This is a genomic window from Guggenheimella bovis (assembly GCF_054492335.1).
In genome coordinates, this window is the sequence record NZ_JBQWTF010000003.1 from 48,259 (window position 1) to 73,050 (window position 24,792).

Annotated in this window: 22 protein-coding genes, 6 tRNA genes, 1 pseudogene and 1 riboswitch; of the genes and pseudogenes, 4 read left to right on the top strand and 25 right to left on the bottom strand. The window is 44.7% G+C overall.

Going from position 1 to position 24,792, the window contains the following annotated elements:
• The first annotated feature begins 68 nt into the window (after window positions 1–68).
• Window positions 69–145 (top strand) — tRNA-Arg (locus tag ACUB3H_RS07755).
• Between the two features lie 91 nt (window positions 146–236).
• Here ACUB3H_RS07755 and ACUB3H_RS07760 read toward each other — a convergent pair.
• From ACUB3H_RS07760 to ACUB3H_RS07870, 23 genes and pseudogenes are all read right to left on the bottom strand, one after another.
• Complete coding sequence (locus ACUB3H_RS07760) at window positions 237–722, bottom strand: GNAT family N-acetyltransferase (protein ID WP_459130111.1); 486 nt, start codon at window positions 720–722, stop codon at window positions 237–239.
• A 195-nt stretch (window positions 723–917) separates the two neighbouring features.
• Window positions 918–994 (bottom strand) — tRNA-Arg (locus ACUB3H_RS07765).
• Window positions 995–1,029: 35 nt separating this feature from the next.
• Window positions 1,030–1,105: transfer RNA gene (locus ACUB3H_RS07770), tRNA-His, on the bottom strand.
• Window positions 1,106–1,115: 10 nt separating this feature from the next.
• Window positions 1,116–1,192: transfer RNA gene (locus tag ACUB3H_RS07775), tRNA-Pro, on the bottom strand.
• 27 nt (window positions 1,193–1,219) lie between these two features.
• The gene (locus ACUB3H_RS07780; protein ID WP_459130112.1) at window positions 1,220–1,666 is read right to left on the bottom strand and encodes a YfcE family phosphodiesterase; all 447 of its coding nucleotides are present in this window, start codon (window positions 1,664–1,666) and stop codon (window positions 1,220–1,222) included.
• Window positions 1,647–2,231, bottom strand: coding sequence for an RdgB/HAM1 family non-canonical purine NTP pyrophosphatase (gene rdgB / locus ACUB3H_RS07785; protein WP_459130113.1), 585 nt, complete (start codon window positions 2,229–2,231; stop codon window positions 1,647–1,649). Before rdgB ends, ACUB3H_RS07780 begins: the two co-directional genes overlap by 20 nt.
• Window positions 2,194–2,907: a ribonuclease PH gene (gene rph, locus ACUB3H_RS07790; RefSeq protein WP_459130114.1), complete on the bottom strand. Its 714-nt coding sequence runs from the start codon at window positions 2,905–2,907 to the stop codon at window positions 2,194–2,196. The genes rdgB and rph overlap by 38 nt, the downstream gene beginning before the upstream one ends.
• A 3-nt stretch (window positions 2,908–2,910) precedes the next feature.
• Window positions 2,911–4,857, bottom strand: coding sequence for an NAD-dependent DNA ligase LigA (gene ligA / locus ACUB3H_RS07795; protein WP_459130115.1), 1,947 nt, complete (start codon window positions 4,855–4,857; stop codon window positions 2,911–2,913).
• Window positions 4,858–4,864: 7 nt separating this feature from the next.
• Entirely contained in the window at window positions 4,865–6,979 is a 2,115-nt protein-coding gene (locus ACUB3H_RS07800; protein WP_459130116.1) for an ATP-dependent helicase, read from the bottom strand.
• 63 nt (window positions 6,980–7,042) lie between these two features.
• A complete protein-coding gene (locus ACUB3H_RS07805; RefSeq protein ID WP_459130117.1) occupies window positions 7,043–7,615 on the bottom strand; it encodes an indolepyruvate oxidoreductase subunit beta in 573 nt (190 codons plus the stop codon).
• Window positions 7,605–9,398 (bottom strand): thiamine pyrophosphate-dependent enzyme, encoded by a 1,794-nt coding sequence (locus tag ACUB3H_RS07810; RefSeq protein WP_459130118.1) that lies wholly within the window; start codon window positions 9,396–9,398, stop codon window positions 7,605–7,607. The genes ACUB3H_RS07805 and ACUB3H_RS07810 overlap by 11 nt, the downstream gene beginning before the upstream one ends.
• A 15-nt stretch (window positions 9,399–9,413) precedes the next feature.
• The gene (locus ACUB3H_RS07815) at window positions 9,414–9,995 is read right to left on the bottom strand and encodes an ECF transporter S component (protein WP_459130119.1); all 582 of its coding nucleotides are present in this window, start codon (window positions 9,993–9,995) and stop codon (window positions 9,414–9,416) included.
• A 52-nt stretch (window positions 9,996–10,047) separates the two neighbouring features.
• A riboswitch (FMN riboswitch) is annotated at window positions 10,048–10,160 on the bottom strand.
• The gene (locus ACUB3H_RS07820; RefSeq protein WP_459130120.1) at window positions 10,161–11,696 is read right to left on the bottom strand and encodes a hypothetical protein; all 1,536 of its coding nucleotides are present in this window, start codon (window positions 11,694–11,696) and stop codon (window positions 10,161–10,163) included.
• A 47-nt stretch (window positions 11,697–11,743) separates the two neighbouring features.
• On the bottom strand, window positions 11,744–12,145 hold the full coding sequence (locus tag ACUB3H_RS07825; RefSeq protein WP_459130121.1) for a CBS domain-containing protein: 402 nt from the start codon (window positions 12,143–12,145) through the stop codon (window positions 11,744–11,746).
• Between the two features lie 9 nt (window positions 12,146–12,154).
• Window positions 12,155–12,694: a histidine phosphatase family protein gene (locus ACUB3H_RS07830; protein ID WP_459130122.1), complete on the bottom strand. Its 540-nt coding sequence runs from the start codon at window positions 12,692–12,694 to the stop codon at window positions 12,155–12,157.
• Window positions 12,691–13,035: a cupin domain-containing protein gene (locus ACUB3H_RS07835; protein ID WP_459130123.1), complete on the bottom strand. Its 345-nt coding sequence runs from the start codon at window positions 13,033–13,035 to the stop codon at window positions 12,691–12,693. Before ACUB3H_RS07835 ends, ACUB3H_RS07830 begins: the two co-directional genes overlap by 4 nt.
• Window positions 13,036–13,049: 14 nt before the next feature.
• A complete protein-coding gene (purD, locus tag ACUB3H_RS07840; RefSeq protein ID WP_459130124.1) occupies window positions 13,050–14,249 on the bottom strand; it encodes a phosphoribosylamine--glycine ligase in 1,200 nt (399 codons plus the stop codon).
• Between the two features lie 8 nt (window positions 14,250–14,257).
• Complete coding sequence (purH, locus tag ACUB3H_RS07845; RefSeq protein WP_459130209.1) at window positions 14,258–15,745, bottom strand: bifunctional phosphoribosylaminoimidazolecarboxamide formyltransferase/IMP cyclohydrolase; 1,488 nt, start codon at window positions 15,743–15,745, stop codon at window positions 14,258–14,260.
• A gap of 36 nt (window positions 15,746–15,781) precedes the next feature.
• Window positions 15,782–16,285 (bottom strand): annotated as a pseudogene (locus ACUB3H_RS07850) (formyltransferase family protein); the annotation flags it as partial.
• Window positions 16,282–17,280: a phosphoribosylformylglycinamidine cyclo-ligase gene (gene purM / locus ACUB3H_RS07855; RefSeq protein WP_459130125.1), complete on the bottom strand. Its 999-nt coding sequence runs from the start codon at window positions 17,278–17,280 to the stop codon at window positions 16,282–16,284. The pseudogene ACUB3H_RS07850 and the gene purM, both read right to left, overlap by 4 nt.
• An 8-nt stretch (window positions 17,281–17,288) precedes the next feature.
• Window positions 17,289–18,689 carry an amidophosphoribosyltransferase gene (gene purF, locus ACUB3H_RS07860; RefSeq protein ID WP_459130126.1) on the bottom strand — a complete coding sequence of 467 codons (1,401 nt, stop codon included), beginning with the start codon at window positions 18,687–18,689 and terminating at the stop codon, window positions 17,289–17,291.
• A complete protein-coding gene (gene purE, locus ACUB3H_RS07865; RefSeq protein WP_459130127.1) occupies window positions 18,682–19,185 on the bottom strand; it encodes a 5-(carboxyamino)imidazole ribonucleotide mutase in 504 nt (167 codons plus the stop codon). The genes purF and purE overlap by 8 nt, the downstream gene beginning before the upstream one ends.
• Window positions 19,185–22,739 carry a phosphoribosylformylglycinamidine synthase gene (locus ACUB3H_RS07870; protein WP_459130128.1) on the bottom strand — a complete coding sequence of 1,185 codons (3,555 nt, stop codon included), beginning with the start codon at window positions 22,737–22,739 and terminating at the stop codon, window positions 19,185–19,187. The genes purE and ACUB3H_RS07870 overlap by 1 nt, the downstream gene beginning before the upstream one ends.
• Before the next feature lie 81 nt (window positions 22,740–22,820).
• On the opposite strand from ACUB3H_RS07870, the gene ACUB3H_RS07875 reads away from it, so the two are divergent.
• The 3 genes from ACUB3H_RS07875 to ACUB3H_RS07885 all read left to right on the top strand — a co-directional run bounded on the left by ACUB3H_RS07875 (window position 22,821) and on the right by ACUB3H_RS07885 (window position 23,906).
• Entirely contained in the window at window positions 22,821–23,696 is an 876-nt protein-coding gene (locus ACUB3H_RS07875; protein WP_459130129.1) for a LysR family transcriptional regulator, read from the top strand.
• A gap of 49 nt (window positions 23,697–23,745) precedes the next feature.
• Window positions 23,746–23,822: transfer RNA gene (locus ACUB3H_RS07880), tRNA-Pro, on the top strand.
• A gap of 7 nt (window positions 23,823–23,829) precedes the next feature.
• A tRNA-Val gene (locus ACUB3H_RS07885) sits at window positions 23,830–23,906 on the top strand.
• A 120-nt stretch (window positions 23,907–24,026) separates the two neighbouring features.
• Here ACUB3H_RS07885 and ACUB3H_RS07890 read toward each other — a convergent pair.
• Window positions 24,027–24,152: a hypothetical protein gene (locus ACUB3H_RS07890; protein ID WP_459130130.1), complete on the bottom strand. Its 126-nt coding sequence runs from the start codon at window positions 24,150–24,152 to the stop codon at window positions 24,027–24,029.
• Between the two features lie 308 nt (window positions 24,153–24,460).
• On the bottom strand, window positions 24,461–24,772 hold the full coding sequence (locus ACUB3H_RS07895; RefSeq protein WP_459130131.1) for a hypothetical protein: 312 nt from the start codon (window positions 24,770–24,772) through the stop codon (window positions 24,461–24,463).
• Window positions 24,773–24,792: the final 20 nt, after the last annotated feature.

Here is a 24,792-nt window from a genome sequence, read left to right on the forward strand (position 1 = left end):
AACGATCTCTACTGTAGGTGCAATGTAGTTGCCCCTGAAAGAAAAAAGGAGTACAATACACCTATTACGGGGCATTAGCTCAGTTGGATAGAGTATCAGACTTCGAATCTGAGAGTCGGGGGTTCGAATCCCTCATGCCTCGCCATAGAAACCTTCGGGTTTCTTTTTTTGTCTAAAAAAGACCAATTACTCGGTCTTGGAGTCCTAAGAGATTGATTGATCTCGTCATTATACATCTAATAATCAAAATCATAATCCCCTACAGATATGGTCTGCGTCAGTTTTTCACCTTTATAAGGCTTTCGAACCTCGATCAAATTTAAGACCGTGTAGCCACGCTTTTTAAGAAATCTTATGATCTTGTGATTATTGGGGTGAACATAGTTATAAACCATATCTTCACCAAAGGAAGCGGCAATTTCCTCCGCTTTACCATATAGTGCCGTAGCAACACCTTGGCGACGATATTCCTCGCGAACATACATGGATTCCCCCCAAACGATTTCACCATCAATACGGCAAACTAAATAACCTGCGTATTTGCCATCTATAAGTGCCGCAAACACAGGAAACTTATGAAAAAGATATTCTTCCATTTCCTCGCGTCCAGCTTCGATATTAGGTTTTGAAATGATTCCTTTATAAGAATTTAGTTCCACTCGAAACAGCGCAACCATTTCAGAAAGTGCTTCATTTACTTCTTTTATTTCTACGAGATCCATCTTCTTCCTCAACAAAAAATTTTAAGTTTTTCTCATTTCCGTGCATCACAACTCATTTCGTAATGAGATTCTATCATAAGAACCCGTTGAATTCCGCTGTCCATTCCTAATTTTTGTGCACATGCACACTTTTTAGGAATGAGAGATAAAAAAACCGAAAACCTTTGAACACAAAGGCTTTCGGAAAATTGATTCTGGCGTCGCTAAGAGGATTCGAACCTCCGGCCTACCGCTTAGGAGGCGGTCGCTCTATCCACCTGAGCTATAGCGACAAATAAAAAATACAGTGGCTAACACTGTATAGTAATGGGGCGGCTAAAGGGATTCGAACCCTTGTATGCAGGAGCCACAATCCTGTGTCTTAACCACTTGACGATAGCCGCCATAAAAAAATGGTCGGGGTGACAGGATTCGAACCTGCGACCCTTTGGTCCCAAACCAAATGCGCTACCAAGCTGCGCTACACCCCGAGACTAACAGAATTCATTATAAGACGTCTATAAAAAGCTGTCAAGCGATTTTTGCGTAAAAGTTTGAATCAATCCGTCCTTAATTTCAATAAACCCGTAAGGATGCTTTGAATCTCGAATACTTCCGGGGTTCATGAGATAGAGTTCTCCATCTCTCGTCGTGAGCCCCACGTGTGTATGACCGTAGAGAGCGACTTCACATTGAAGTTCTCTCGCTCGTAAGCTAAGACGAGTGAGGTCGTACTTCACACCATAGAGGTGTCCGTGGGTTAAAAAGAAGCGGACGTTTTCAAAGACTTCGATGCGCTCTTTTGGAGCACTCACATAGTCACAGTTTCCTTGAACCTTGATGCCGTTATTTAGATCCCCGATGCCGTCACCTAAGTGAATCACGCGATCGGGGTTTTCTAAAGAAAGGACCTTCTCGATCGAAAAGGAATCGCCGTGGGAATCACTAAATACGACGATCTTCACGTAGAAGTTCCTCTAGGGCTTTCATGGCATAGTAGCGGTGTGAGCACGTTTGTTTTTCTTCAAAAGTGAGTTCGGCAAAGTGTCTTCCATCTTCTAATACAAAGATGGAATCGTAACCGAAGCCATTTTCTCCCTTTTCTTCCGTTCCAATGCTACCAGGAATCTCTCCCTGTGCTTCATAGACTGTTTCTCCATCGAGAAGTACGACAGCTGAGATAAAGCGAGCTGAACGGTCCAAAGCACCTTCTACTTCTTCAATGAGTTTCTTTCGCTTTTCTTCAAAAGGAATGTCACCGCCGTAGCGAGCGGAGTGAATCCCTGGACGGTTTCCTAAGGCCTTTACTTCAAGCCCTGAGTCATCACTTAAAACAGCATGATCGGTGAGCTTCTTTATCGCTTCTGCTTTAATGCGTGCATTCTCTAAGTAGGTTTCACCATTTTCTTCAATATCTACAGTAATTCCTAGATCCTTTAAGCTTAATAGCTCGATTCCCCAGTCTTTTACGAGAAAGCGCATCTCCTCCACTTTACCAGAATTTTGGGTGGCGAATACAATAGTCTTCATAGCTCTCCTCCATGGCTTTAAAAATGGCATGAATGTCTTCTGTCGCTACATCCAAAAGTTCGTTGAGTTCGTCCCTTGAAAAGACGTTCTTCTCTCCCGTCGCTTGAATCTCTATGAGTTTGTCCTTGTCGTCCATGACGATATTGCAGTCAATTTCCGCCCTGGAGTCCTCCTGAAAGCAGAGGTCTGAGTGGACAGTTCCATCGACGATGCCCACAGACACTGCTGCGACCTTTCTTAAGATCGGGTCCCTCGTAAGTTCTCTTTCGTTCATGAGGGTATCAATCGCTAAGCGAAGTGCGAGGTAGGAACCACTGATCGCCGCCGTTCTCGTACCACCATCAGCTTGAAGGACATCGCAGTCTACGTATAAAGTACGCTCTCCGACGAGACTTAAGTCGATGGCCGAGCGCACGCTTCGCCCGATGAGTCTTGAAATCTCTACAGTTCTTCCGTCGAGCTCACCACTGATTGTGCGGCGTTTTTTTCTGACTAAAGGGGACCCTGGTAACATCGAATACTCCGCTGTTAGCCAGCCTTCTCCAGAGTCCTTTTTAAACGTCGGTACGCCGTCTTCTGCAACGACTGTGCATAAAACCTTCGTATTTCCATAACTTACAAGCACGCTTCCCAGAGGATTTTCTGTGAAGCCACAGATAAACTCAATTTTTCTCACAATCTATTCCTTTTCTAATCCGTAGAGTGTCTCAAGGTCTAGTAGTGGAATGCCAAGACTTTCTGCCTTATCCTTCTTAGACCCCGGCTTCTCCCCTACGAGAACATAATCGGTCTCTTTACTTACACTTGAACTAACTCGTCCACCGCGAGAGGTGATCCATTCTTCGATCTCTCGCCTTGGCATGTCGAAACTTCCCGTAATGACGAAGGTTTTAGAAAGTGTCTGTTCCTTCTTCTCTTCTGTCTTTGGAAGGCCTAAGGCCATGAGCTTTCGAATGACCTCTCGATTCGATTCGTTTTTAAAGTAATCGAGGATGGAGTGAGCTGTCTCTTTTCCGATTCCGGGAACCTTTAAGAGCTCCTCCTCAGATGCGAATAAAAGGGCTTCGAACGTACGGAAGGTGTCTGCAATGTCTCTTGCAGTGACTTTTCCTACTTCATGAATCCCTAAAGCAAAGAGGAAGCGCGAGAACTCTCTTGATTTACTATCTTCAATGCGCTCTAGGATATTTCCTATGCTCTTCTCACCTAAGCGGTCCTTTTTCGAAAGATCGTCTCGATGATCCTTAAGCGAATAGAGATCCGAAAAGTCCTTTAGGAGTCCTTCATCGATAAAGCGCTTTAAGAGTTTTTCACCTAAGCCTTCGATGTTCATGGCATCGCGAGAAACGAAGTGAACAAGGCTTCGATAAAAGACCTCGGGGCAAGAGCTATTAGGACAATACCTTCCTGCGATAAGTTCATCTTTTACGAGTTCACTAGAACAAGCGGGACAGTGGGTAGGAATTTCAATCTCTTTCGTGTCACTTCGATCTCCCTCTTCCACACGAACGACCTTGGGAATGACTTCACCGGCCTTTTTGATGTAGATCTTATCGTTGATTCTTAATCCCAGTTCTTCAATGTACTCTTCATTATGAAGGGTCGCACGACTGATCGTAGAACCACTGATCGTAATGGGATCGAATACGGCCGTAGGTGTAATAGCACCCGTTCTTCCGACGCTCCATTCGACTTCACGAAGCGTCGAGAGGGCTTCAAGTGTTCTAAATTTATATGCGATCGCCCAACGAGGGCTTTTTGCGGTGACACCTAAGTTCTTTCGGATGCGTTCTTCGTTTACCTTAATGACCATGCCGTCGATATCAAAGGAAAGTGTTTCACGCACCTCTTCAAAGCGTTCAATGTCACGAATGAAGTCTTTGACTTCGGTATAGAAGAAGCCTTCTGAAACGCGAAAACCTAAGTGTTTTAAGTAGTCGAGCTTTTCCTTATGCGTTTCGAAGCTTCTCTCTGACTTTAACGAGTCAAAGACAAAGAGGTTTAGGTTTCTAGAACTTGTGACTTTGGGATCCTTTTGTCTTAAGGAACCGCTCGCTGCATTTCTAGCATTCATAAACTTCTTTTCAGAAGTTTCATTGAGTTCTAAGAATGACCTTTTAGGCATGTAGATTTCTGCTCGCACGGAGATCGTGACGGGTTCTGAGAGGACGAGCGGTACCGTTTTAATGGTCTTTACATTATTCGTTACATCTTCACCGACTACGCCATCACCTCTCGTTGACCCTTCAACGAGTTTTCCGTTTTCGTACTTTAATTCAACGCTTAAGCCGTCGATTTTGTACTCTACGATGTAGGTCGGCTTCTCCCCTTCTCTTCGAATGGACTCTTCAAAGCGAAGGAGATCCTCTTCGTCATAGGAGTTATCGAGGCTCTGTAAGGGAACCTCGTGAACGACTTGTTTAAAGCGTCCACTCACACTTCCACCGACTCGCTTTGTAGGAGAATCCTGTAGTGCTTCTTCAGGATGCTCCTTTTCAAAGAGAGCGATGCTCTTTAAGAGCTCGTCGTATTCGAGATCCGTTACGGACGGTTCTTCTAAGATGTAATATTCATGCTCGTAGCGTCTTAGTTTTGAGACGGCTTCGAGGTATTCTTTCTTATCCATGGTACTCCTATAATACGGTGAGCGGTGCGTAATCGATGTGCATCTTTTTAATATCTCCGCTATCAAAGACCACCTGAACGACCTTGGCGCTTTGATCGAAGCTTACAACGACGCCTTCGCCAAACTTCGGATGCTTCACGCGCTCCCCTGCATGATACTCGGCATCAGTCGTAACGCGCTTTAAAAACGGCAAGGAATTGGTAAACCCGCTTCTTCTTTTCTCTGATAGGTCGACTTTCACTTCACTTGGAATTTCGTCCAAGAAGATACTTGGACTCATAAGCTGAAGCTGTCCAAAGCGGAAGCGCTTATCGGCTCTCGTTAGAACGAGCCTCTTCATCGCACGTGTAATACCTACGTAGCAGAGTCTTCTCTCTTCTTCTAAGCCGTTAGGCTCTTCCTTACTTAAAAACGATGGGAAGATGTTATCGTCTAGACCTGCAAGCCATACGTAAGGGAATTCCAAACCCTTTGAAGAGTGAAGCGTCATCATGGTGACCATCTTCTTTTCTTCGAAGCTATCGACTTCACTCATGAGGCTCACTTTAGCGAGGTATTCATCGAGTCCCAAGCCTTCACTTTGACTAAAGATGAGAACGTCATTAAAGAGCTCTCCGACGTTTTCTAGACGTGTCTTGTCTTCAAGGGCCTTACTTTCTTCGAGCATCTTGATATAACCACTGCCTTCAATGAGCTCTCTTACCGTGTCATAGACATCGGCCGTTTCTAACGTCTCCCGTTTCTCTTCAAAGAGATCGATAAAGGCTTTTATCGCGTTATGCTGACGTGTCGTAAAGTCTCCATTTTTTATCCCTAAGAGGGCACTGTCGTAGAGACTGATATCCTCTACCAGAGAGATCTTTCTTAGGGTGTCTATAAATTTATCTCCTAGGCCTCTTTTCGGTAGATCGAGTGCCCTTAAGAAGGAGATGTCATCTTTGGGGTTTACGAGAACTCTCATGTATGCGAGAAGGTCTTTAATTTCCTTACGGTCGAAGAACTTCGTACCGCCTACAATCTGATAAGGGACATGACGAAAGCGGAGCTTATCTTCTATCGATCTCGACTGAGCATGGGTACGATAGAGAATTGCCATGTCCTCTGTGGGAATGCCGCGCTCTATTAACATCGAGATGTCGTTTGCGATAAACTCAGCCTCTTCTTCTTCCGTCTGCGCTTCATAGATCGCAACCTTATCCCCTTCGTCTTTATCGGTCCAGAGTGTCTTTTTTAGTCTTTCGGGGTTGTTTACTATGACGCCATTGGCGGCCTCTAGAATGGGCTTTGTAGAGCGGTAGTTCTGTTCGAGCTTTATGATCGTAGCCCCAGGAAAGTCCTTCTTAAAGTCCAGGATATTTCTGATATCCGCCCCTCTCCAACCGTAGATCGACTGGTCGGCATCACCGACGACGACGAGATTTCCTTTTCCACTTGTGAGTAAGTGTACAATGTGATACTGAATGCGGTTTGTATCTTGATACTCGTCGACTAACACCTCATGAAACTTGTCCTGGTAGTAGCTCAAAACATCGGGATTCTCTTCAAAGAGTTTCACGAGGAAGAAGAGAATGTTGTCGAAGTCCATGGCTTCTGACGCGCGAAGTTTCTTTTCATAAAGCTCAAAGGCTTCTAGATAGATGTCGTCTAAGAATTCATGTGCTTCACTGAAGTGAAGCATCTGACTCTTCGCTTGTCCGATAATAGCACGGACTGTCTTTGCAGGGTTCTTTTCGAGGTTAACATTCATCTCCTGAAGAACCTGCTTCATGAGTGTATTCTGATCGGCCGTATCGTAGACCACAAAATCTTTAATAAAGCCGATGCGGTCATGATGTTCTCTTAGAATTCGAATGGCGATCGAGTGAAAGGTTCCCATCCACGTTCCGGAGGGTCCTGTCGTTACGAGTTTTTCTAAACGTTCACGCATTTCTCTCGCAGCCTTATTCGTAAAGGTGAGAGCTAGAATGCGACTAGGGAAAATGCCTAGATCTTCAATTAGATGGGCGATACGGTATGTAAGCACACGCGTCTTACCACTACCTGCCCCAGCGAGGATCAGAAGTGGCCCTTTTTCGGCCTCTACTGCCTTCCTTTGCTGTTCATTAAGCGTAGATAAATCCATGATAACTCCTTTCCCTCATTATACCATTGAAGACTAGAAAAAAGGAAAGCTTGAGAAGCTTTCCTAGTAGTCGCCGTTTCTGCCTTTCTTAAAGGCTTCGACGTTTAGTTCTGTAAATTTTTTCGGTACGTTTTTCTCGATCGCTTCGATGAACGCTTCTTCCTTTAAGGGAATGTAGTTCGATAAGACGCCTAACATGAAGACGTTTGCGACGCCTGGATGACCGAGCCTTTTAGCGATGGCTGTCGCATCGAGCTTCTTCACTTCTTTGTACTTAGAAAGAATCTCATCGATGTCTTCATCGTAAGGAACTTTCTCTTGTTGTACGAGTGATGGAGCCATTTCGTAGTCGTTTACGATCGCAACGCCATCATTTTTTAGAAAGTGCGAAAGGCGCTTGGCTTCGAGCTTTTCGAAAGCTACGAGGACGTCTGCATTTCCTGCTTCGATGTTCGGTGAATGGATCTTTTCTCCGAAGCGAACGCTTCCCCAGATCTTTCCACCACGCTGTGATAGTCCGATAACGTCGTTTGTCTTTACATCATAGCCTTGAATGAGTGCGGCTTCACTTACAATTCTCGTTGCAAGCACGAGTCCTTGACCACCTACGCCACAAAAGAGCAGATTAGTTGTCATTTTCCACTCCTTTCTTCGACCAGCCTTCACGGCCGATGGCTTCTACGGGGCACACTTGAGCACAGATGGAACAGCCGACACATTGGTTCGGATCAATGGAGCTCTTTAACTTACCATCAACTTCTCTCATGCGAAGCGGTGGGCAGTTTGTGCGTACACACGTTCTACAGCCGATGCACTTATCGGTGTCTACGGAGAAGACAGGTTCTTTCACCTTATAGCGAAGGGCACATGGACGTGTGGCGATGAGAATCGATACGCCCTTTCTTCCCATGGCATCTTGAATCTTCTTCTGTGCACTCTTGTATTTAAATTGGTCAAAGCTTTCAATGTCGGTATAACCAAAGCTTCTTAAGATCTCTTCGATCGGGATATTCTGTCCCTTTCCATCCATCTGGAAGCTTTCAGCTGTAGGCTGACCACCAGTCATAGCAGTTGTAGAGTTATCGAGAATGATATAGGTGATGTTCTCTTCCCCTGTGAGCTTATATTTTAAGTTTAAGAATCCCGGTAGACCACTGTGGAAGAACGTTCCGTCACCGATCACTGCAACGAGTGGAAGGTCGCTATCACCATGGCGATCCATGGCAAGACGCATACCTTTAATCATTCCAACCGACGCACCCATGCTGATGTTCGTACGTAAGACTTCCATCGGATACATAAGACCCATCGAGTAGCAGCCGATATCTCCGATGACAGTGGCTTTTAGCTTCTTTAGGATGTCAAAGATGGGACGGTGTGGGCATCCTGAACAGAAGAGCGGTCCACGTAGTGTCGTCTCATGGGGTGCTACAGGCTCTACGCTTGATTCTAAGACGCCTGCTTCAACGAGACCTTTACGTACTTCTGGAATGTCGAGTTCACCAGTGAAGTTAAAGTACTTCTTTCCTTCACAAGGAATGCCTTCAAGCTTCAGTTCATTTTCGATAAAGGGCATCATCTCTTCGACGACGATGACCTTCTTAAACTTCTTACTTACTTCTCGAATCGTTTCAATGTCGATCGGATAGACGAGGCCTAACTTAAAGACTGAGATGTCTTCTGTAACTTCTCTGACGTGCTCATACATGAGTCCACTCGTGATGATGAGTACATCTCCACCCTTATCTTCAAAGTGGTTAATTCCTAAATCCTTGGCCTTATCCTGAAGCTCCTTCATCTTATCTTTCATACGATACTGAGCCGTAATGGTATAAGGAGGAAGCATGCAATACTTTTCCTGAACGCCATCAAAGGCCTTATAAGGAACCTCTACGCGGTCTTCTAAACTCACGACACTTCTCGAGTGATTCAATCGACTCGTCGTACGAATCATAACGGGTCTTGAATACGTTTCACTTAAGGTAAAGGCAAGCTTTGTAAAGTCCTTCGCTTCTTGAGAGTTAGAAGGGTCGAGGATCGGCATGTTGGCAAACTTTCCGAGAATACGGTTATCCTGCTCATTTTGTGAAGAGCTCATGCCCGGATCATCGCCACTAAGTAGAACGAAGCCACCACTGATGACCGTTTGGGTGAAGGTCATTAATGGATCCATTGCGATATTTACACCCACGTGTTTCATGGAAACGATCGTTCGTACGCCTCCCATACTGGCTCCGATCGCAACCTCGAGTGCAACTTTTTCATTCGTGCTAAATTCACTGTAAATCTCAGGGTAACGCTCGATAGCTTCAAGTAACTCTACCGTAGGAGACCCTGGATAACTTGCAGCAATCTCACCTCCCGCTTCATAGAAGCCGCGTGCGATCGCTTCATTTCCTGTCATAACCGCTGTTGGCATGACACTCCTTTCTTCCTATCGATGCAGAATGGGAGAAATTCGTTTGTAGACGAGGAACGTCAACAAGCTTAAGATAGCACCTTTAATGAGGTTAAAGGGAGCTACGACCCAAAGGAGATAGGTCGTAAGACTTGTCACCTTAGGATTAATAGCATTTGCCATACCGACGATCGCTTCTATCGGGAACTTCATTACATTCGCATAGTAAGGTAATAATAAGAATTTGTTGGACAATACGCCCATAAAAATCATACCCAAAGTTGCGAAAAAAAGTCCCGTTAAAGCAGATTTTCTAGTCTTATGATTCTTATAGATGATCGAAGAAATGAGAACAAAGCTTCCACCGATTAAGATGTTTGCAAGCTCTCCTACGCCACCCGTTTGACTTCCAATGAGGTGAAAGAGGTTTTTAATGACTTCTACCATGAAGCCACTCATGGGACCTAAGGCAAAGCCTGCGATCACGGCAGGAAGTGTAGAGATGTCGATCTTCATAAAGTTAGGAAAGATTGCGAGTGGTGTCTCTAGGTATGATAGTACCGTCGCAACGGCTGCGAGTACTGCAATCTTAACGAGTGTCTTGGTTGTTACTTTCATGATTCCTCCAAATAAAAAAAAGATGTTATAAAACATCTTCAAGGCAAAAAAACACGTTCTTCTCTCATCCAGACTATACTGTCGGCTTTGGAATCTCACCAAATCAGCTTAACGCTCGCGGGCTTTACCGCCGGTAGGGAATTGCACCCTGCCCTGAAGAATCTTTTACTTCATCATTGTACTCTTTTGGGCAGGGATACTCAAGACAATATTCAAAATTTCGTGGGTGAATCCATTTCGAAGCAGGACTCCTCCTAGTCTTTTCGCACTTCCTTTGATCTCTTCAAAGAGCTCACTGTCAGCAGGGTCTATGCCTGTCGCTGTGATATAGAAGATGGCCTTTTCATCGGATGAGAGGATTTCAATTTGATAGGTGCTCTCATTTTGCTTACTCAGGTTAAAGAGATTTTGAATGAGACTTGAAAGCTCTCGAATATTCGTACGAATACTTAAGTCCTTACCGATGAGCTTTAGATCAGACTTTGGCGCATAGCGACTCTTAAGTCCACGGAAGAGCTCATGAAGGCGCACTTCACGGTAGTTTTCTTCATCGATGAACTCGACATCTTGAAGCTTCACACCTTCTGCTACGGCAAGCTTACGCTGGAGCTTTAAGTTTTCGATGCGCTGCTCTTTAAGTAGGATTTCATAATCAGCTTGCTCTTGCTTTAAAAGAGAGTCTTTTCTGTCGGCGTCTGTGATCATGTAATCCATGAGTTTTTTAAGTGGGAAATCGGTAAATTCAGGATCCGCACTAATGTGCTTTCTCGAATCATAAGCATTCATTAAAGCACTTTCCATGGTATCCGTTCCCTTGTCAAGTTCCTTCAAAGTTCTCTTAATAAGGTACATTAAAGCACCGCTAAAGAGGAATAAAAAGAACAGGATTTCAAACAGGTGATTCTTTAGAAAGCCCTTAAAGATCTCTTGACGTACAGAGACGGCCGATTGGAGTTCACTCTTAGGAATGTAGTAACCGAAGCGAAAGCCGCTCTTTGTGGAAGCGTACTTCGTAAAGTAGTAGGACTCTTTACTCTTCTCGTCATCATTGGTGACAGTGGACTTTTCGTTTAAGTTCTTTCCCTCTCGATCGAAGATTACAATATTCGGGTCTAAGAGGTAGAAGTTAAGGCTCTTCACGAGTCTTTCAGTCAGCGCTTTTTCAAGGTCTACATAGCTTATCATCTCATAGCCGTAGAGATGGAACTGATCGTAGTAAATGAGATACTTTCCGTCTAAGTAAGGTTTGCGTTTGGTTTCACCCGGTTTAAAGCCTTCGAGCTTTTCTCCCAGTTCAAATTGTCCGTCTCTTGAATAGACGTATTGTGTGATGCCCGCTTCTTTGGTTGAGGTCTGAAGGTTTAAATCGAGTAGCTTTTTAATCTCGCTATCAGGCTTTTTTGCACCGTATCCTGCTTCATAGAGGAGTGTTCTTAGAAGCGTTCCTCGAAGCGAAAGGGCTTCTTCGATGGACTTTTTCTGCTCATCGTAGTACTTATCTGCGATCGAAAGGAGTGCTCTTGCCTTTTCATCGGAGGTTTGAACGAATGCTTGTCCCGATTGTTTTTTAAATTCGGTCATCTCTACGCTAAAGCGAGAATATAAAAAATTCACCCAAAGAAAGCCCAAGACGATCACAATGATGACAAGGGCTAAGAGAAAATATCGAATGTACTTTTTAATCAAGCTTTCACTGAGCATCAATCCTCCAAATAAGCTTACAAAAAAAGTTCTCTACTGAAAGAGAACTATACGAGTGCTTCTTTTAAGGCTTTAAAGAGATCACTTCGTTTGACGATTCCTATAAAGATGCCTTGGTCATCTGTGATAGGAACGAAATTTTGATGAACTGCTACCTCTAAGAGTTCAGAAAGATCGGTATTGATCGAGAGGGGCTTATAGTCCTTTCTCGAAGGAATATCACGAACAGTAATGAACTCGAGGTCGCGAAATTTGCCATCGGGGAGGCTATTGACCTTTCTTAAGAGGTCGCCTTCTGTGATGGCTCTCACGTAATGTCCCTTTTCATCCAATATAGGTAGTGCCGCATAACGGTGATGATTCATTTTTTCAAAGAGCTGCCTGACGGTTGCGTCAGCATGCTCGAAGATGACGTCCTTTTTAGGTGTCAAATAGAAAGCTGCATTCATGGTTGTCCCCTATAATTCTAATTCAACTATAGCACAATTCTGAATGACTTGTTCTTTATTTTCTCCACTCTTCTTTTGAATTTTTTTCATAAAGAGTTTTCCTAAGCTCCCGTGTGAGAGGATGAGAACGCGCTCAAAGGGCGTTTTTTTAAGGTCTTCGATAAAAGAATCGATGCGTTTATCCATCGATTCAATGGACTCAACTCCGAAGCTTTCGTAAGCGTCTTTTAAGAAGTCCCAATTGTCTTCATCCTTAGACCAGTCGAGGGACTCATAACTTTTACCCTCGAGTTCGCCGAAGTGGCGTTCGACTAATCGGTCATCGAAGTGCACGGGTAGGCTTAAGTTTTCATTTAGAATTTCTGCTGTTTCTTTCGCACGCTTTAGGGGCGAAGAAAAGATCGCTTCGAGAGAAAGTTCCACGATCTTCTCTCGAAGAACCTTAGCTTGAGCTCTTCCAGCATCATTTAAAGGGATATCTCTAGCGCCTTGAATAATCCCTTGTCGGTTGTAATCTGTTTCGCCGTGTCGTACGAAAAAGAGCTTCATTGATGGCCGTCTTCTGGAACGATGCAAAGGAAACGGAACACGCGGTTAGAGTTGTTTTTAAATTGATGCATGGCGTTATTCGGAATATAGACAGAGTCTCCTGCCTTTACGACATTCAATGCACCGTCAATTTCAAGCGTTCCCTCACCAGAAACGATGTAATTAATGTGTGGCCAATTGTGCGCATGACGGGGAGTATATCCGTTCGCCTTGAGTTCGAATTCGCGCATAACATAGCCTTTCCAGCCTTCCTTTGGTCCGACGAGAACCTTCATAAAGGCGTCACTGGCCTCAGGATTTGTCACACGTTCTTTTTCTACATTGTCTTTTAAGCGAATCAAATGTCTCTCCTTTCTTAGCGTCCAATATCACGTCGATATCGGGCTCCTTTAAAATGTATTTTATCAATTTCTCTATAGCACTTAGCTCGTGCTTCTTCTAAGCTCGATGCAGATGCAACGAGTGAGAAAATGCGTCCACCGTGGCTTTTGAGTCCTCCCTCATCTTTGACTCCAGCGTAGAAGAGCTTCACGTCTTCTAAGGGATCGATCGTAATCGGTTCATCCGGGGAATTCTTTACAGGATAGCCCTCTGATGCGATCACGACACAGACCGTGTGCTTCTTTTGTGGAAGTGGTTCATCGGGATAATGCTCATTTTTAGCCGTTCGAACGACGAGATCAAGGAAGGTCTCATCGTCAATATTTTCAAGGACTGCTTGGGTCTCAGGGTCACCGAAGCGAACGTTGTATTCGAGGACTTTTAGGCCATCTTTTGTTCGCATACAACCGATAAAGAGGACGCCTCGGAAACTGATATTTTCCGAATGGAGTCCTTCAAAGGTCTTACGGATGATTTCCTCACGTTCTTGATCTTCTTTTGATGTGAGTGAAACCGGTGTCACAGCACCCATGCCACCCGTATTTGGACCTTCATCATTATCGTAGGCACGCTTATGGTCGCGGGCATTTCCTAAGTAGTAGTAGCCCTTATCATTTACGAGGTAAAAGAGCGACACCTCAGGTCCCTCGAGGAGCTCCTCTACGAGAACCTTCTTTCCCGCGTCGCCAAAGGCGCACTCTTCAAAAAAGACTTCACTTGCGCGAATAAGGTCTTCCTCATTTTTAATAATGAGTACCCCTTTTCCAGCTGCTAATCCGTCTGCTTTTAACACACAAGGAGCTTTGGCTTTTTCTAGGAGTTCCTCTTTCGTCTCTACGTTAAAGCTCTCTGCACAAGGAATTTCATAGTTTTTCATAAATTCCTTACTAAAGACTTTACTCGTTTCTAAAAGGGCCCCATGAAGACCTGGCCCAAAGGCCAGCTTCTTCTTAAGCCTTACGAGATCCGCTTCTCCTTTAGAGAGTGGAACTTCTGGTCCAAAAAAGACCAGATCGAATGTCTCGCGATCCAAAAACGTAGATAGCGGTTCCTCCATGGCACGCTGGTCCATACCAGCGTTTCCTGGCATCGCTTTGACGAATGCTCCGGCTCTTTTCAATTTTTCATAGATAGCGTGTTCTCGCGCTCCACTTCCTATTAAGAGAATGTTCATCTTCCCTCCTAGTGTTTAAAGTGGCGGACTCCCGTAAAGACCATAGCCATTCCTAATTCATCACAAGCTTTAATGCTTTCTTCATCACGGATCGATCCACCCGGTTGGATTATAGCTAGTATACCATGATTTTTAGCTTCTCTAACGGTATCTTCGAAAGGAAAGAAAGCGTCGCTTGCAAGAACAGCACCGCTCGAATCTTTTCTCGTGAGTGCATAGCGTGCAGCATCGACTCTGTTGGTCTGTCCCCCTCCGATTCCTAGCGTCTGACCGTCTTTGGCGACGACGATGGCATTGCTCTTAACGTGCTTTACAACTTTTTGAGCAAAGAGGAGGTCTTTAAGCTGCTCTTCTGTGGGTTCTAGTTTCGTTACGGTCTTAAGTTCCGTTTCTTCAGCCTTATCTTGTGACTGAACGACAAAGCCACCGTTTACGCTTGAAATATACATTTCATCACTAGCTGGGTGGTTCACTTCTACGATGCGAAGGTTCTTTTTCGTTCGAAGGACAGCGAGTGCTTCTTCCGTAAAATTGGGAGCGATGACGACTTCTAGGAAGGTCTTAATGAGTTCCTTAGCTGTTTTTTCATCGACTTCTACGTTAAAAGCTACGATACCTCCAAAGATACTTACAGGATCGCTTTCGTAACATCTCTTATACGCATCGAAAGCAGTTTCTCCTAGAGCGACGCCACAAGGCGTATTGTGCTTTACCGCAGCACAACATGTTTCTTTAAAGTCTGAAACGACACCGTAACATGCGTCGATATCTTTCATGTTGATGTAACTTAGTTCCTTACCGCCAAGGATCGTAAGATCCTTCATGAAGCCATCCACCTGTAGGTTTTCGTAGAAAGCCGCACTTTGATGGGGATTTTCGCCATAGCGAAGAGAACACTTCTTCTTTGCGGAAATCGTAAGGAAGTTCTCTTCAGAACCTAGGAAGTTTGCGATGGCCGCATCATAGGCTGTCGTCTGTGTAAAGACTTCACTCGCTAGGTACTTACGGTATTCAAACGTGAGTTCGTCTTTTTCTAAGCGTTCTAAAAATTCAGGGTATTCCTTGACATCACTTAAGACGACGACGCTCTTAAAGTTTTTGGCGGCACTTCTTAGCATACTTGGTCCACCGATGTCGATAAATTCGATCAGCTCATCGAAAGACAAGTTCTCCTTCATCTTTTGGAAAAAGGGATAGAGGTTCACGCACACGACATCGATCGTAGGAATCTCCCGCTCCTTTAGGGTTTCCATATGCTCTTTGTTATCTCTAAGAGCTAAGATACCGCCGTGAATCTTTGGATGAAGTGTCTTTACTCTGCCGTCTAGCATTTCGTGTGAGCCCGTATAATCGCTCACTTCTTCGACCTCGAAACCCTTTTCTTTTAGATAGCGGTAAGTTCCACCGCTACTTAAGAGCTCATAACCTTTTTTTACGAGCGCTTCTGCTACTTTTTCGATGTCGGTTTTATCATAAACGCTTAAGAGCGCTTTCATACTTCCTCCTAACAGCCTTTTTACGGTACGTAAAAGCAGTGGTTTTTCGACCGCTTGTACCTTTTCACTGACGCGTTCAGCATCATCACTCGCTTCGATCGAAACGACCTCTTGACTGATGATCTCTCCGCGGTCGTACTCTTCATTTACATAGTGAACGGTGACACCCGTTTCTCGTTCCCCTTCCTCTACAACCTTTTTATGTACATTCATTCCGTACATGCCCTTTCCCCCGTAACGAGGTAAAAGGGCAGGATGCGTATTTATTATGCGATTAGGGAAAGCTTTGATGAGTTCGGGCTCGATCATTTTTAGGTATCCTGCGAGGACGATGAGATCGGGATTCATAGTCTTTAAAGTATTGATCCAGCCTTCTTCTTTCGTACTGAGAACAGGAATGGAATGCTCCTTTGCAATCTCTGTACAATGGGCATCCGGCTTATTTGTCACGAGATGTGTGACCTGAAAGGTATCGCTGTGTTCTACGAGATACTTAAAGGTAGAGCCGTAGCCACTAGCGAATACTACAACCGATTTCATCGAAGAATGCCTTCTTCACCTGGTTCTACGGTACCAATCTCAAAGCACTTAAAGCCTGTCGACTTGATGACTTCCATGACCTTAGAGACGTGTTCCTTGCTCGTTACAAAGACCATGCCGATACCCATGTTGAAGGTCGAGTAGAGTTCAAAGTCATCGAGTTCTGTAAGTTCCTTGATGTCTTCAAACATCGGATCTCTCTCCCAGCTTCCAAGCTTAATGTCAAAGGTTAAGCCCTTAGGGAGAATTCTCGGAATATTTTCGTAGAAGCCACCGCCCGTAATGTGTGCAATGCCCTTTACAAAGCCTGTTTCAATCGAATTTAAAACGGGTTCATGATAGAGGTGCGTTGGACGAACGAGGCGATCGCGGTACTTTTCTAACTTATCGCGGTGAACGTCTAAAAAGATTTTACGAACGAGTGAATAGCCGTTCGAATGGAAGCCGGAGCTTTCGATACCGATGATGACATCACCTGCTTTAATGGTGGAACCATTGATGATCTTTTTCTTATCGATAATACCGACGGCAAAGCCTGCCATGTCGATCTCATTTTCATCGTAGAGACCAGGCATTTCTGCCGTTTCTCCACCGATGAGAGCCGTTCCTGTCATCTTACAAGCATCGGCTACGCTCTTTACGACGCTACTGATGGTGTCTGGATTGAGTTTTCCCGTAGCGAGATAGTCTAAGAAAAAGAGGGGTTTTGCGCCGTGACAGAGGACGTCATTAACGCACATGGCGACGAGGTCTTGACCGACCTTCTCCATGGCATTGAGTTCTTGAAGGAGAAGAATCTTTGTACCAACACCATCTGTACCACTGACGAGTACGGGCTCTTCGAGTCCTTGGGGAAGCTTAAAGAAACCTGCAAAGGAACCGAGTCCCTCGAGGACATTTTCATTAAAGGTCGCTTCGACGCTTTGACGCATCTTCTTTACAGCGAGTTGACCTTGAGTTACATCGACGCCTGAATCCTTATAAGATATTGCCATAATCCCTCCTAATTCGTCTCAAAGACGTACTTCGTATGAATGGTTGGAACTTCCATCGGATAGTCTCCGTTAAAGCAAGCGAGACAAAGATCTTCCGGGCAACCGATGGATTCCTTTAGATCCTCTACCGTTAAATACTTTAAGCTATCTGCACCGATGCGCTCACGAATCTCTTCGATGCTGTAGTTCGCACCCATGAGGTTCTTCTTTGAAGGCGTATCGATACCGAAGTAGCAGCTATGCATCACAGGTGGTGAAGAGATGCGAACGTGCACTTCCTTCGCACCACCTTTTTTAAGCATGTAAATTAAGTTCTTCATCGTCGTACCACGAACGATCGAGTCATCGACTAGGACGACTCGCTTCCCTTCGAGACCGCTCTTTAGGACATTGAGTTTGAGCTTTAAGGAGAGCTCGCGCTGTTCTTGCGTGGGGTCGATGAAGGTACGACCGATGTATTTATTCTTAATGAGTACGTTTGTATAAGGAATGCCTGAAGCGTGAGAGTAACCGATGGCTGCAGCGATACCGCTATCAGGAACAGGTGCTACGATGTCATAGCGCTCTTCGTCCATCTCAGCGAGCTTCTGTCCCATCTTTTTACGTGCTTCAAAGACACTGACGTCGTCCATGACGCTGTCGGGACGAGCGAAGTAGACGTATTCAAAGGAGCAGACGGCTTTTTTCTTTGTTGTATCAAAGTGTTTGGAGACGATACCTTGTTCTGAAATCTCTACGATTTCTCCCTTTTCGATGTCACGAAGGAAGGTTGCACCTAAGAGATCGAGTGCTGTCGTTTCACTTGCAAGCACGTAGTCGCCGTTTTCCATCTCACCTAAGACGAGTGGTCTTAGGCCATAGGGGTCTCTTACGCCGTAGAGTGTGCCGTTAATTAAGATGACGAGGGCATAAGCACCTTTCACTTGTAGAACGGCCTTTTCAATGGCTTCGAGGTTGTTTCCATGGTAGTTTTTCGCGATGAGGCGAAGGATCACTTCCGTATCGATCGTGGTTTCAAAGGTATTTCCTTCGTCGATCATCTGGGAGCGGATGTCCATGGCATTGATGAGGTTTCCGTTATGAGCGAGGGCAATTTCACCGCCCTTAAAGCCTGCGGTCAGTGGCTGTGCATTTTTTCTTTCATCGGAACCCGTCGTCGAGTAGCGAACGTGACCGATACCAGCAGAGCCTGATAGCGTACGAACGCGTTCCTCGTCAAAGACTTCCTTTACAAGGCCTAGGTTTTTATATTGGACCATGCGATTAATCTGCCAGCAAGCAATACCCGCAGCCTCTTGACCGCGGTGCTGAAGACTAATGAGGCCGAAGTAGATTCGAGCTCCGACGTCGTGGTGTTCTTTGGAAAAGACGCCTACGACACCGCACTCTTCTTTGAGTTTATCAAGCATCGAGGTACTCCTTCGTGAGGTCTTGAATCTCAGCATCACTCTTTAAGACATCGACTCTCATCTTCTCTACGTATTCGTCGTACTTTTTTGCTACGTTTTCGTCAGATAGTGCGATGATGCGAAGAGCACCTAAGGCAGCATTTACTGCACCGTCTACGGCAACCGTTAATACCGGAATGCCCTTTGGCATCTGTACGATACTAAAGAGCGAATCCATTCCTCCCATGATCGAGGTCTTAATCGGGATACCGATGACAGGAAGAGTGGTGACGCTTGCTAAAACACCTGGGAGGTGAGCAGCTTTTCCTGCAGCTGCAAGGATCACTGAGAAGCCATTTTTCTTTGCGTTGCGAGCGAAGCCTAACGCTTCTTCACTCGTTCTATGAGCACTTAGTACATGGCATTCTGCTTGAACGCCAAAATCTTTTAAGGTATCGAGCGCTGGCTTCACTGTTTCAAAGTCAGAGCTTGAGCCCATGATCACTGCTACTTTCATTATTTGTCCTTTCTAAAGTAGTCGACAGCTGCTTGGAACAAGTTCATGTCGTTACTACAGGGAATATTTTGGTTAACACCAGCGCGTTCATTGTGAGCCATCTTACCAAAGATGAGACCGTCTGGACTTACGATACCTTCGATATCTCTAAAGCTTCCGTTGATGTTATCGATATACGTTGTGGCAATTTGTCCATTTTCATAAAGATGATCGAGGGTCTTATCGTCTGCAAAGAAGCGTCCTTCCCCGTGGCTTACAGGAACAGGATATTCTTTCTCAAAGTCCACGTACTTAAGCCAAGGAGACTTCTTCGAAAGTGCTTTCGTATAGACAACCTTTGCTTGGTGACGGCCGACTTCATTATAAGTGAGTCCCATCGTAATCTCTTTAGGATCCATGATCTTAGAGTCCATGAAGACACCGAGCTTTACGAGTGCTTGGAAGCCGTTACAGATTCCTAAAACGAGTCCTTTTCTTTCAATGAGCTTTGAAAAGGCTTCTTTGATCTTGGGATTTCTAAAGACAGAAGTGATAAACTTCGCACTTCCTTCTGGTTCATCGGCTGCACTAAAGCCACCAGGAATCGCTAGAATGTCCGTCTCTAACATGGCTTCATAGAGCTCGTCGATGGAGGAAAGAATTTCACCAGGGAGGTTTCTAAAGATGAGGCGCTTTACGGTTGCTCCTGCAGCTTTAAAGGAACGCTCGAGGTCAAATTCACAGTTTGTTCCAGGAAATACCGGAAGAAGTACTTTGACTTCCTTTTTTCCGTCATTTCCTGCTTCTATTTTACCACTTGAAGGCGTGTACTTTTTACCAGGAGCTTCTCCCAGGTAATAAATATCTTTTAAGATGTCTTCACGCTGTTGTAGTTCGTCTTTTAGGTCGATCGTTTCGCCGTTAAAAGATGCATCTTCTGTGACTTCACCGATGACTTCACCGACATCCTCTTTAACTTGTGCAAGGATCGTTCCATAAGGAACAGCTTCTGTATTCACCTTAAAACCTACTTCGTTACCAAAGCTCATCTCAAGGAGTGTATTTTGAATGTCACTCGTTACGACAGCAGCTGAAAGGATGAGTCCCTTCTTCTTCGCTTCAAGGAAGGCTTCAAAGGACTTCTTTGTAGCTTCTAGGTCGAAGGATCGGTTTTCATTTAGTACCGTCTTAAAGACAGAAAGCTTTGAAGCAGTAGGCTTTAATTCAGGACTAATGAGTTCTCCACTTTCCATGGTGTTTACAGCAAAGCTAATGAGCGTCGGTGGAACGTCTAAGCGCATCGACTCTGTAATGAAGGATCCACTCATGGAGTCCTTACCACCTATGGCTGGAAGCTTAAAGAAGTTTAGAACTCGGCTAGCTCCTAAGAGCGCTAAGAGTGGCTTGGCCCAGCGCGTAGGATCTTCCCCCAGCTTTTCAAAGTACTCTTGGAAGGTAAAGCGGATGCCTTCGATGGATCCACCGAGTGCAAGGACTCTAGCCATGGATTCCACGACAGCGTACTCTCCACCGTGATAGGGGCTCCAGGTTGCAATATAAGGATCATAACCGTAACCTACGACACTCATGACGTCTCTAGTTTTCGATCCTGGAATGTAACTCGCCATACCCTTTACAGGGGTCTTTCTTGTCTTTCCACCGAAAGGTGCGAGCGCATTTAAAGATCCGATAGAGGAGTCAAATTGCTCGACGAGTGCTTGGCGAGACGCCTTTATAAGTTCATCTCGAGCGACATCCTTCTCGCTATAAGGATAAGCTTTTAGATCAACTGGATTTGGTTTCGCTTTTGCTTCGCGTTTAGCACCGGTCGAATTTAAGAAGTCACGACTTAAGTCGACGAAAACCTTACCGTCCATCTTTAGACGGAAGCGGTTTGTATCATTGACTTCCCCTACGACGACCGCATTTAGGTTTTCTTCCTTCGCAATCTTCATAAAGGTATCGAGGTCACTTGGGTCGATGACAAGTGCCATGCGTTCTTGTGATTCACTAATAGCAAGTTCCCAAGGGTAGATTCCTTCGTATTTTACTGGAACTTTATTGAGTTCAATTTCTAATCCGTCGGCAATTTCACCGAAGGCGACACTGACACCACCGGCGCCAAAGTCGTTACAGCGAATGATCTTCGGGCCAATTTCTTCTCTTCTGAAGAAGCGCTGAAGCTTTCTCTCTTCGACGGCATTGCCCTTTTGAACTTCTGATCCACTTCCTTCTAAGACACCTTCTTTATGGCTCTTAGAAGATCCACTCGCTCCACCGATACCATCTCGTCCGGTAGGACCACCTACGAGTAAGAGAAGTTCTCCTGGTTTTGGAATGGAACGCTTGACGTGGCTCTTTTTAGCAGCAGCGATGACAAAGCCCACTTCCATGCGCTTTGCTTCAAAGCCTGGATGGTAGAATTCTTCGACAAAGCCTGTAGCAAGGCCAATCTGGTTACCATAGGAGCTAAAGCCATCGGCTGCACGTTTACAGATGGTCTTTTGTGGAAGCTTTGAGGGAAGCGTCTCTAAGATGCGAGGATCTCTCGCACCCGTGATGCGCATCGACTGATAAACGTAGCTTCTACCTGATAGCGGATCGCGGATCGCTCCGCCGAGACAGGTGGCTGCTCCACCAAACGGTTCAATCTCCGTCGGGTGGTTATGGGTTTCATTTTTAAACATGATGAGGTAGTCTTCCCCATCGACTTTTCTTTCGATGGAGCAGGCATTAATCTCCTCTGACACTTCAATGTCCCTAGGACCATCTTTTAAGAACATGCGTTGAGACTGAAGTGCGAGATCCATGAGACTAATAGGTTTCTTCTTAAAGAGTTCCTTTTGCTTGACATACGTCTCATAGCTTAAAACGGCTTCCGGGATATTATACTGACTAAAATCGACATCAGTTAGCTCTGTATTAAAGGTCGTATGACGGCAGTGATCGGACCAGTAGGTATCGATGACTTTGAGTTCACTCCAAGTGGGAAGACGATCCTCCGACTTAAAGTACTTCTTCATTTCACCGACGTCTTCAGCATTCATAGCTAAGTCGTAGCTAGAAACAATCTCTTGGTTGTCTCTTTCAAAGAAGCCTTCAATGCTATCGAAGCTGACGTCACGGTCTGTTCTCTTAGAGTCACTCTTATAGTCAAAGAGTGCTCTTTCTCTACTTTCTACGGGATTAATGAAAAATTCTGAGGCTGCCTTTTCAAGGCTCTTATCAAGGCCTTTTAATAGATAAATGGTTGAATAACGGACCTCAAAGGTCTCACCGAGAACTTCCAAGCTTCTATTCGCCCAGTAAGCTCTTTGATCAAATTGCCCCGGTAAAAACTCGGTGCGGAGGGCAAAGTAACCCTCAGGAATGACGAGTTCACGCGAAACCTCATCTAATACAGGTTCACTGAAGATCGTCTCGATCGATTCCTTGGAAAAGTCTGATTCACTATAATAGAGATGAATCATGCGTAGGTCTTCAACGTTCGTTCCTAAGTGATGGTTTAGGTCATTTTTCAGGTGCTCTTCTTTTGCTCGAAAAGCTGGTTTCTTTTCTACAAATAATTCAAACATAAGCCCTCCAATGCCATTATAGTGTTTTTTAGTATATAATAATAATGAAAATAATTAATCCAGCTTATAAGGAGTACTTCTATGCAGAACCTAGAGCGTTATCGCACCTTTTTAGTCGCAGCAAAGCATGAAAACTTTTCCAAGGCAGCGCTAGAGCTTTATGTATCACAGTCCTCCGTAAGCCAGACTATAGGGGCCTTAGAAGATTCGCTCGGTTTAAAGCTTTTTCACCGACAAGGAAAAAAGATTTCCCTTACACCAGAAGGCACCCTACTTTACAATGAGCTATTACCCGCCTTTGAGCGCATTGAACACGGAGAAAACATTTTAAGAGAAATGACGAGCTTAGAAAGTGGTTCTATTCGTGTTGGGGCGAGCGATACACTCTGCAGGCACTATTTAATCGAGCACTTTAAACGCTTTCGTGAGCAGTTTCCAAAGCTAAAGCTTACGATACAAAATACGAGGTCTCCAAGAGTCTTCGATCTCTTAAAAGAAGGACTTATCGATGTAGGGTTTATTAATGGAACGAAAGAAGACTGTGCAGGCTTTGATGCAGAACCCATCGCAGATGTGACTGAAGTCTTTTTTACATCGAATGCCTACCCTGAGTTACTCGGAAGAAAGTTAAGTAAAGAGGAATTAAAAAAGTGTCCCTTCGTCACCTTAGGACCGAGAACCTCAACAAGACTCGTCTTAGATAAGCTTCTTCATAGCCCCAAGCACTTTGCACCGAGTGTAGAGGTCATCAGTATCGACCTCTTAGTCGACATGATCGAAGCCGGCTTTGGCGTGGGCTTTACCCATCGAAATATCGTAGAGAAAAAGAACCTTCCTATCATTGAAACCGACTTTCCTATCCCAAAGAGAAAGCTCTTTATGGTGACGAATCTCAATCAATTCTTGAGTCCATCGACACAAGCTTTTATGGACATTGTAAGAAAAAATCTTGCTTGACGAAGGTCCATTTCTCTGTTAAGATAGTCAAGTAATTATAAAAAAAGCTCGGGGTGTAGCTCAGTTTGGTAGAGTGCTTGAATGGGGTTCAAGAGGCCGCAGGTTCAAGTCCTGTCACTCCGACCAAAGATATGTAGGTATAGCTCAGTTGGTTAGAGTACTTGCTTGACATGCAAGGGGTCGGTGGTTCGAGTCCACCTATCTACACCATAAATGAAAAGAAACGCTGAAATTTCAGCGTTTCTTTATTTTATATAGACAATAAGTACATATATAAGTACCTATATAAGTACATACAAAAGGAAAAAGGGCTCTTCCGAACCCTTTCTATTATGCTCCACATCCGCCTGAACTGAAGCCACCCGATTTAGGCTGTACTAAGAAGCCCTCCTCTTGGAATTCTAGGATCATATCTCCAAACTGATTGGCGAGTTGTTTTTCCATGATAAATATCATTCCGTCTACTTCATCGTAGTCGTCATCTTCTTTACGTTCATCCAGAACGAGTCCAAAGCTGGGTCCAGCTCAGTCAATACCAGCAATAAAGATGCGGACGGCAGTTCCACCTTCAGGAAATTCTTCGATGGCTTTTTTTAATTCAAGAACCGTCTCACTGTTCGTATGAATTTTCATATGTCCTTCTTTCTTGGCATGTGCTAGTTTTAATTAGCTTATACCCAGGAATAGTATTTGTCAACTTAATACATTGTATTTCTTATCTTAATACTATAAAAGGACAAAAAAAAGAGAGCCTAGGCTCTCTCTTAGTGACATCCGCTGCAGCTTGAGCAGCCGCCTTCTGGTTGATTTACAGGGTACACGAGGTATCCACCGTCGCTGAATTCTACGATAGCGTCACCCATTTGGTCGTATACAGCCTTCTCCATTAAGAAGCCAAGGCCATCTTCTTCGTAGTATTCGTCGCCTTCATTTCTTTCGTCGAGTGCAAGACCAAAGCTTGGTCCAGAGCAACCAACTCCAGCAACGAATAGTCTTACCATGGAGCCTTCGCCTGGGTTTTCTTCAATGACTTTTTTGATTTCGGCAATTGTTTGCGCGTTAGTTTGAATTTTCATGATTTCTCCTTTGTGTTTTA

Coding starts and splice junctions, on each gene's coding strand:
- ACUB3H_RS07760 (WP_459130111.1), bottom strand. CDS start 722: ATGGATCTCGTAGAAATAAAAGAAGTAAATGAAGCACTTTCTGAAATG.
- rdgB (WP_459130113.1), bottom strand. CDS start 2,231: ATGAAGACTATTGTATTCGCCACCCAAAATTCTGGTAAAGTGGAGGAG.
- ligA (WP_459130115.1), bottom strand. CDS start 4,857: ATGGATAAGAAAGAATACCTCGAAGCCGTCTCAAAACTAAGACGCTAC.
- ACUB3H_RS07800 (WP_459130116.1), bottom strand. CDS start 6,979: ATGGATTTATCTACGCTTAATGAACAGCAAAGGAAGGCAGTAGAGGCC.
- ACUB3H_RS07805 (WP_459130117.1), bottom strand. CDS start 7,615: ATGACAACTAATCTGCTCTTTTGTGGCGTAGGTGGTCAAGGACTCGTG.
- ACUB3H_RS07810 (WP_459130118.1), bottom strand. CDS start 9,398: ATGCCAACAGCGGTTATGACAGGAAATGAAGCGATCGCACGCGGCTTC.
- ACUB3H_RS07815 (WP_459130119.1), bottom strand. CDS start 9,995: ATGAAAGTAACAACCAAGACACTCGTTAAGATTGCAGTACTCGCAGCC.
- ACUB3H_RS07820 (WP_459130120.1), bottom strand. CDS start 11,696: ATGCTCAGTGAAAGCTTGATTAAAAAGTACATTCGATATTTTCTCTTA.
- ACUB3H_RS07825 (WP_459130121.1), bottom strand. CDS start 12,145: ATGAATGCAGCTTTCTATTTGACACCTAAAAAGGACGTCATCTTCGAG.
- ACUB3H_RS07830 (WP_459130122.1), bottom strand. CDS start 12,694: ATGAAGCTCTTTTTCGTACGACACGGCGAAACAGATTACAACCGACAA.
- purD (WP_459130124.1), bottom strand. CDS start 14,249: ATGAACATTCTCTTAATAGGAAGTGGAGCGCGAGAACACGCTATCTAT.
- purH (WP_459130209.1), bottom strand. CDS start 15,745: ATGAAAGCGCTCTTAAGCGTTTATGATAAAACCGACATCGAAAAAGTA.
- purM (WP_459130125.1), bottom strand. CDS start 17,280: ATGGCAATATCTTATAAGGATTCAGGCGTCGATGTAACTCAAGGTCAA.
- purF (WP_459130126.1), bottom strand. CDS start 18,689: ATGCTTGATAAACTCAAAGAAGAGTGCGGTGTCGTAGGCGTCTTTTCC.
- purE (WP_459130127.1), bottom strand. CDS start 19,185: ATGAAAGTAGCAGTGATCATGGGCTCAAGCTCTGACTTTGAAACAGTG.
- ACUB3H_RS07870 (WP_459130128.1), bottom strand. CDS start 22,739: ATGTTTGAATTATTTGTAGAAAAGAAACCAGCTTTTCGAGCAAAAGAA.
- ACUB3H_RS07875 (WP_459130129.1), top strand. CDS start 22,821: ATGCAGAACCTAGAGCGTTATCGCACCTTTTTAGTCGCAGCAAAGCAT.
- ACUB3H_RS07890 (WP_459130130.1), bottom strand. CDS start 24,152: ATGATATTTATCATGGAAAAACAACTCGCCAATCAGTTTGGAGATATG.
- ACUB3H_RS07895 (WP_459130131.1), bottom strand. CDS start 24,772: ATGAAAATTCAAACTAACGCGCAAACAATTGCCGAAATCAAAAAAGTC.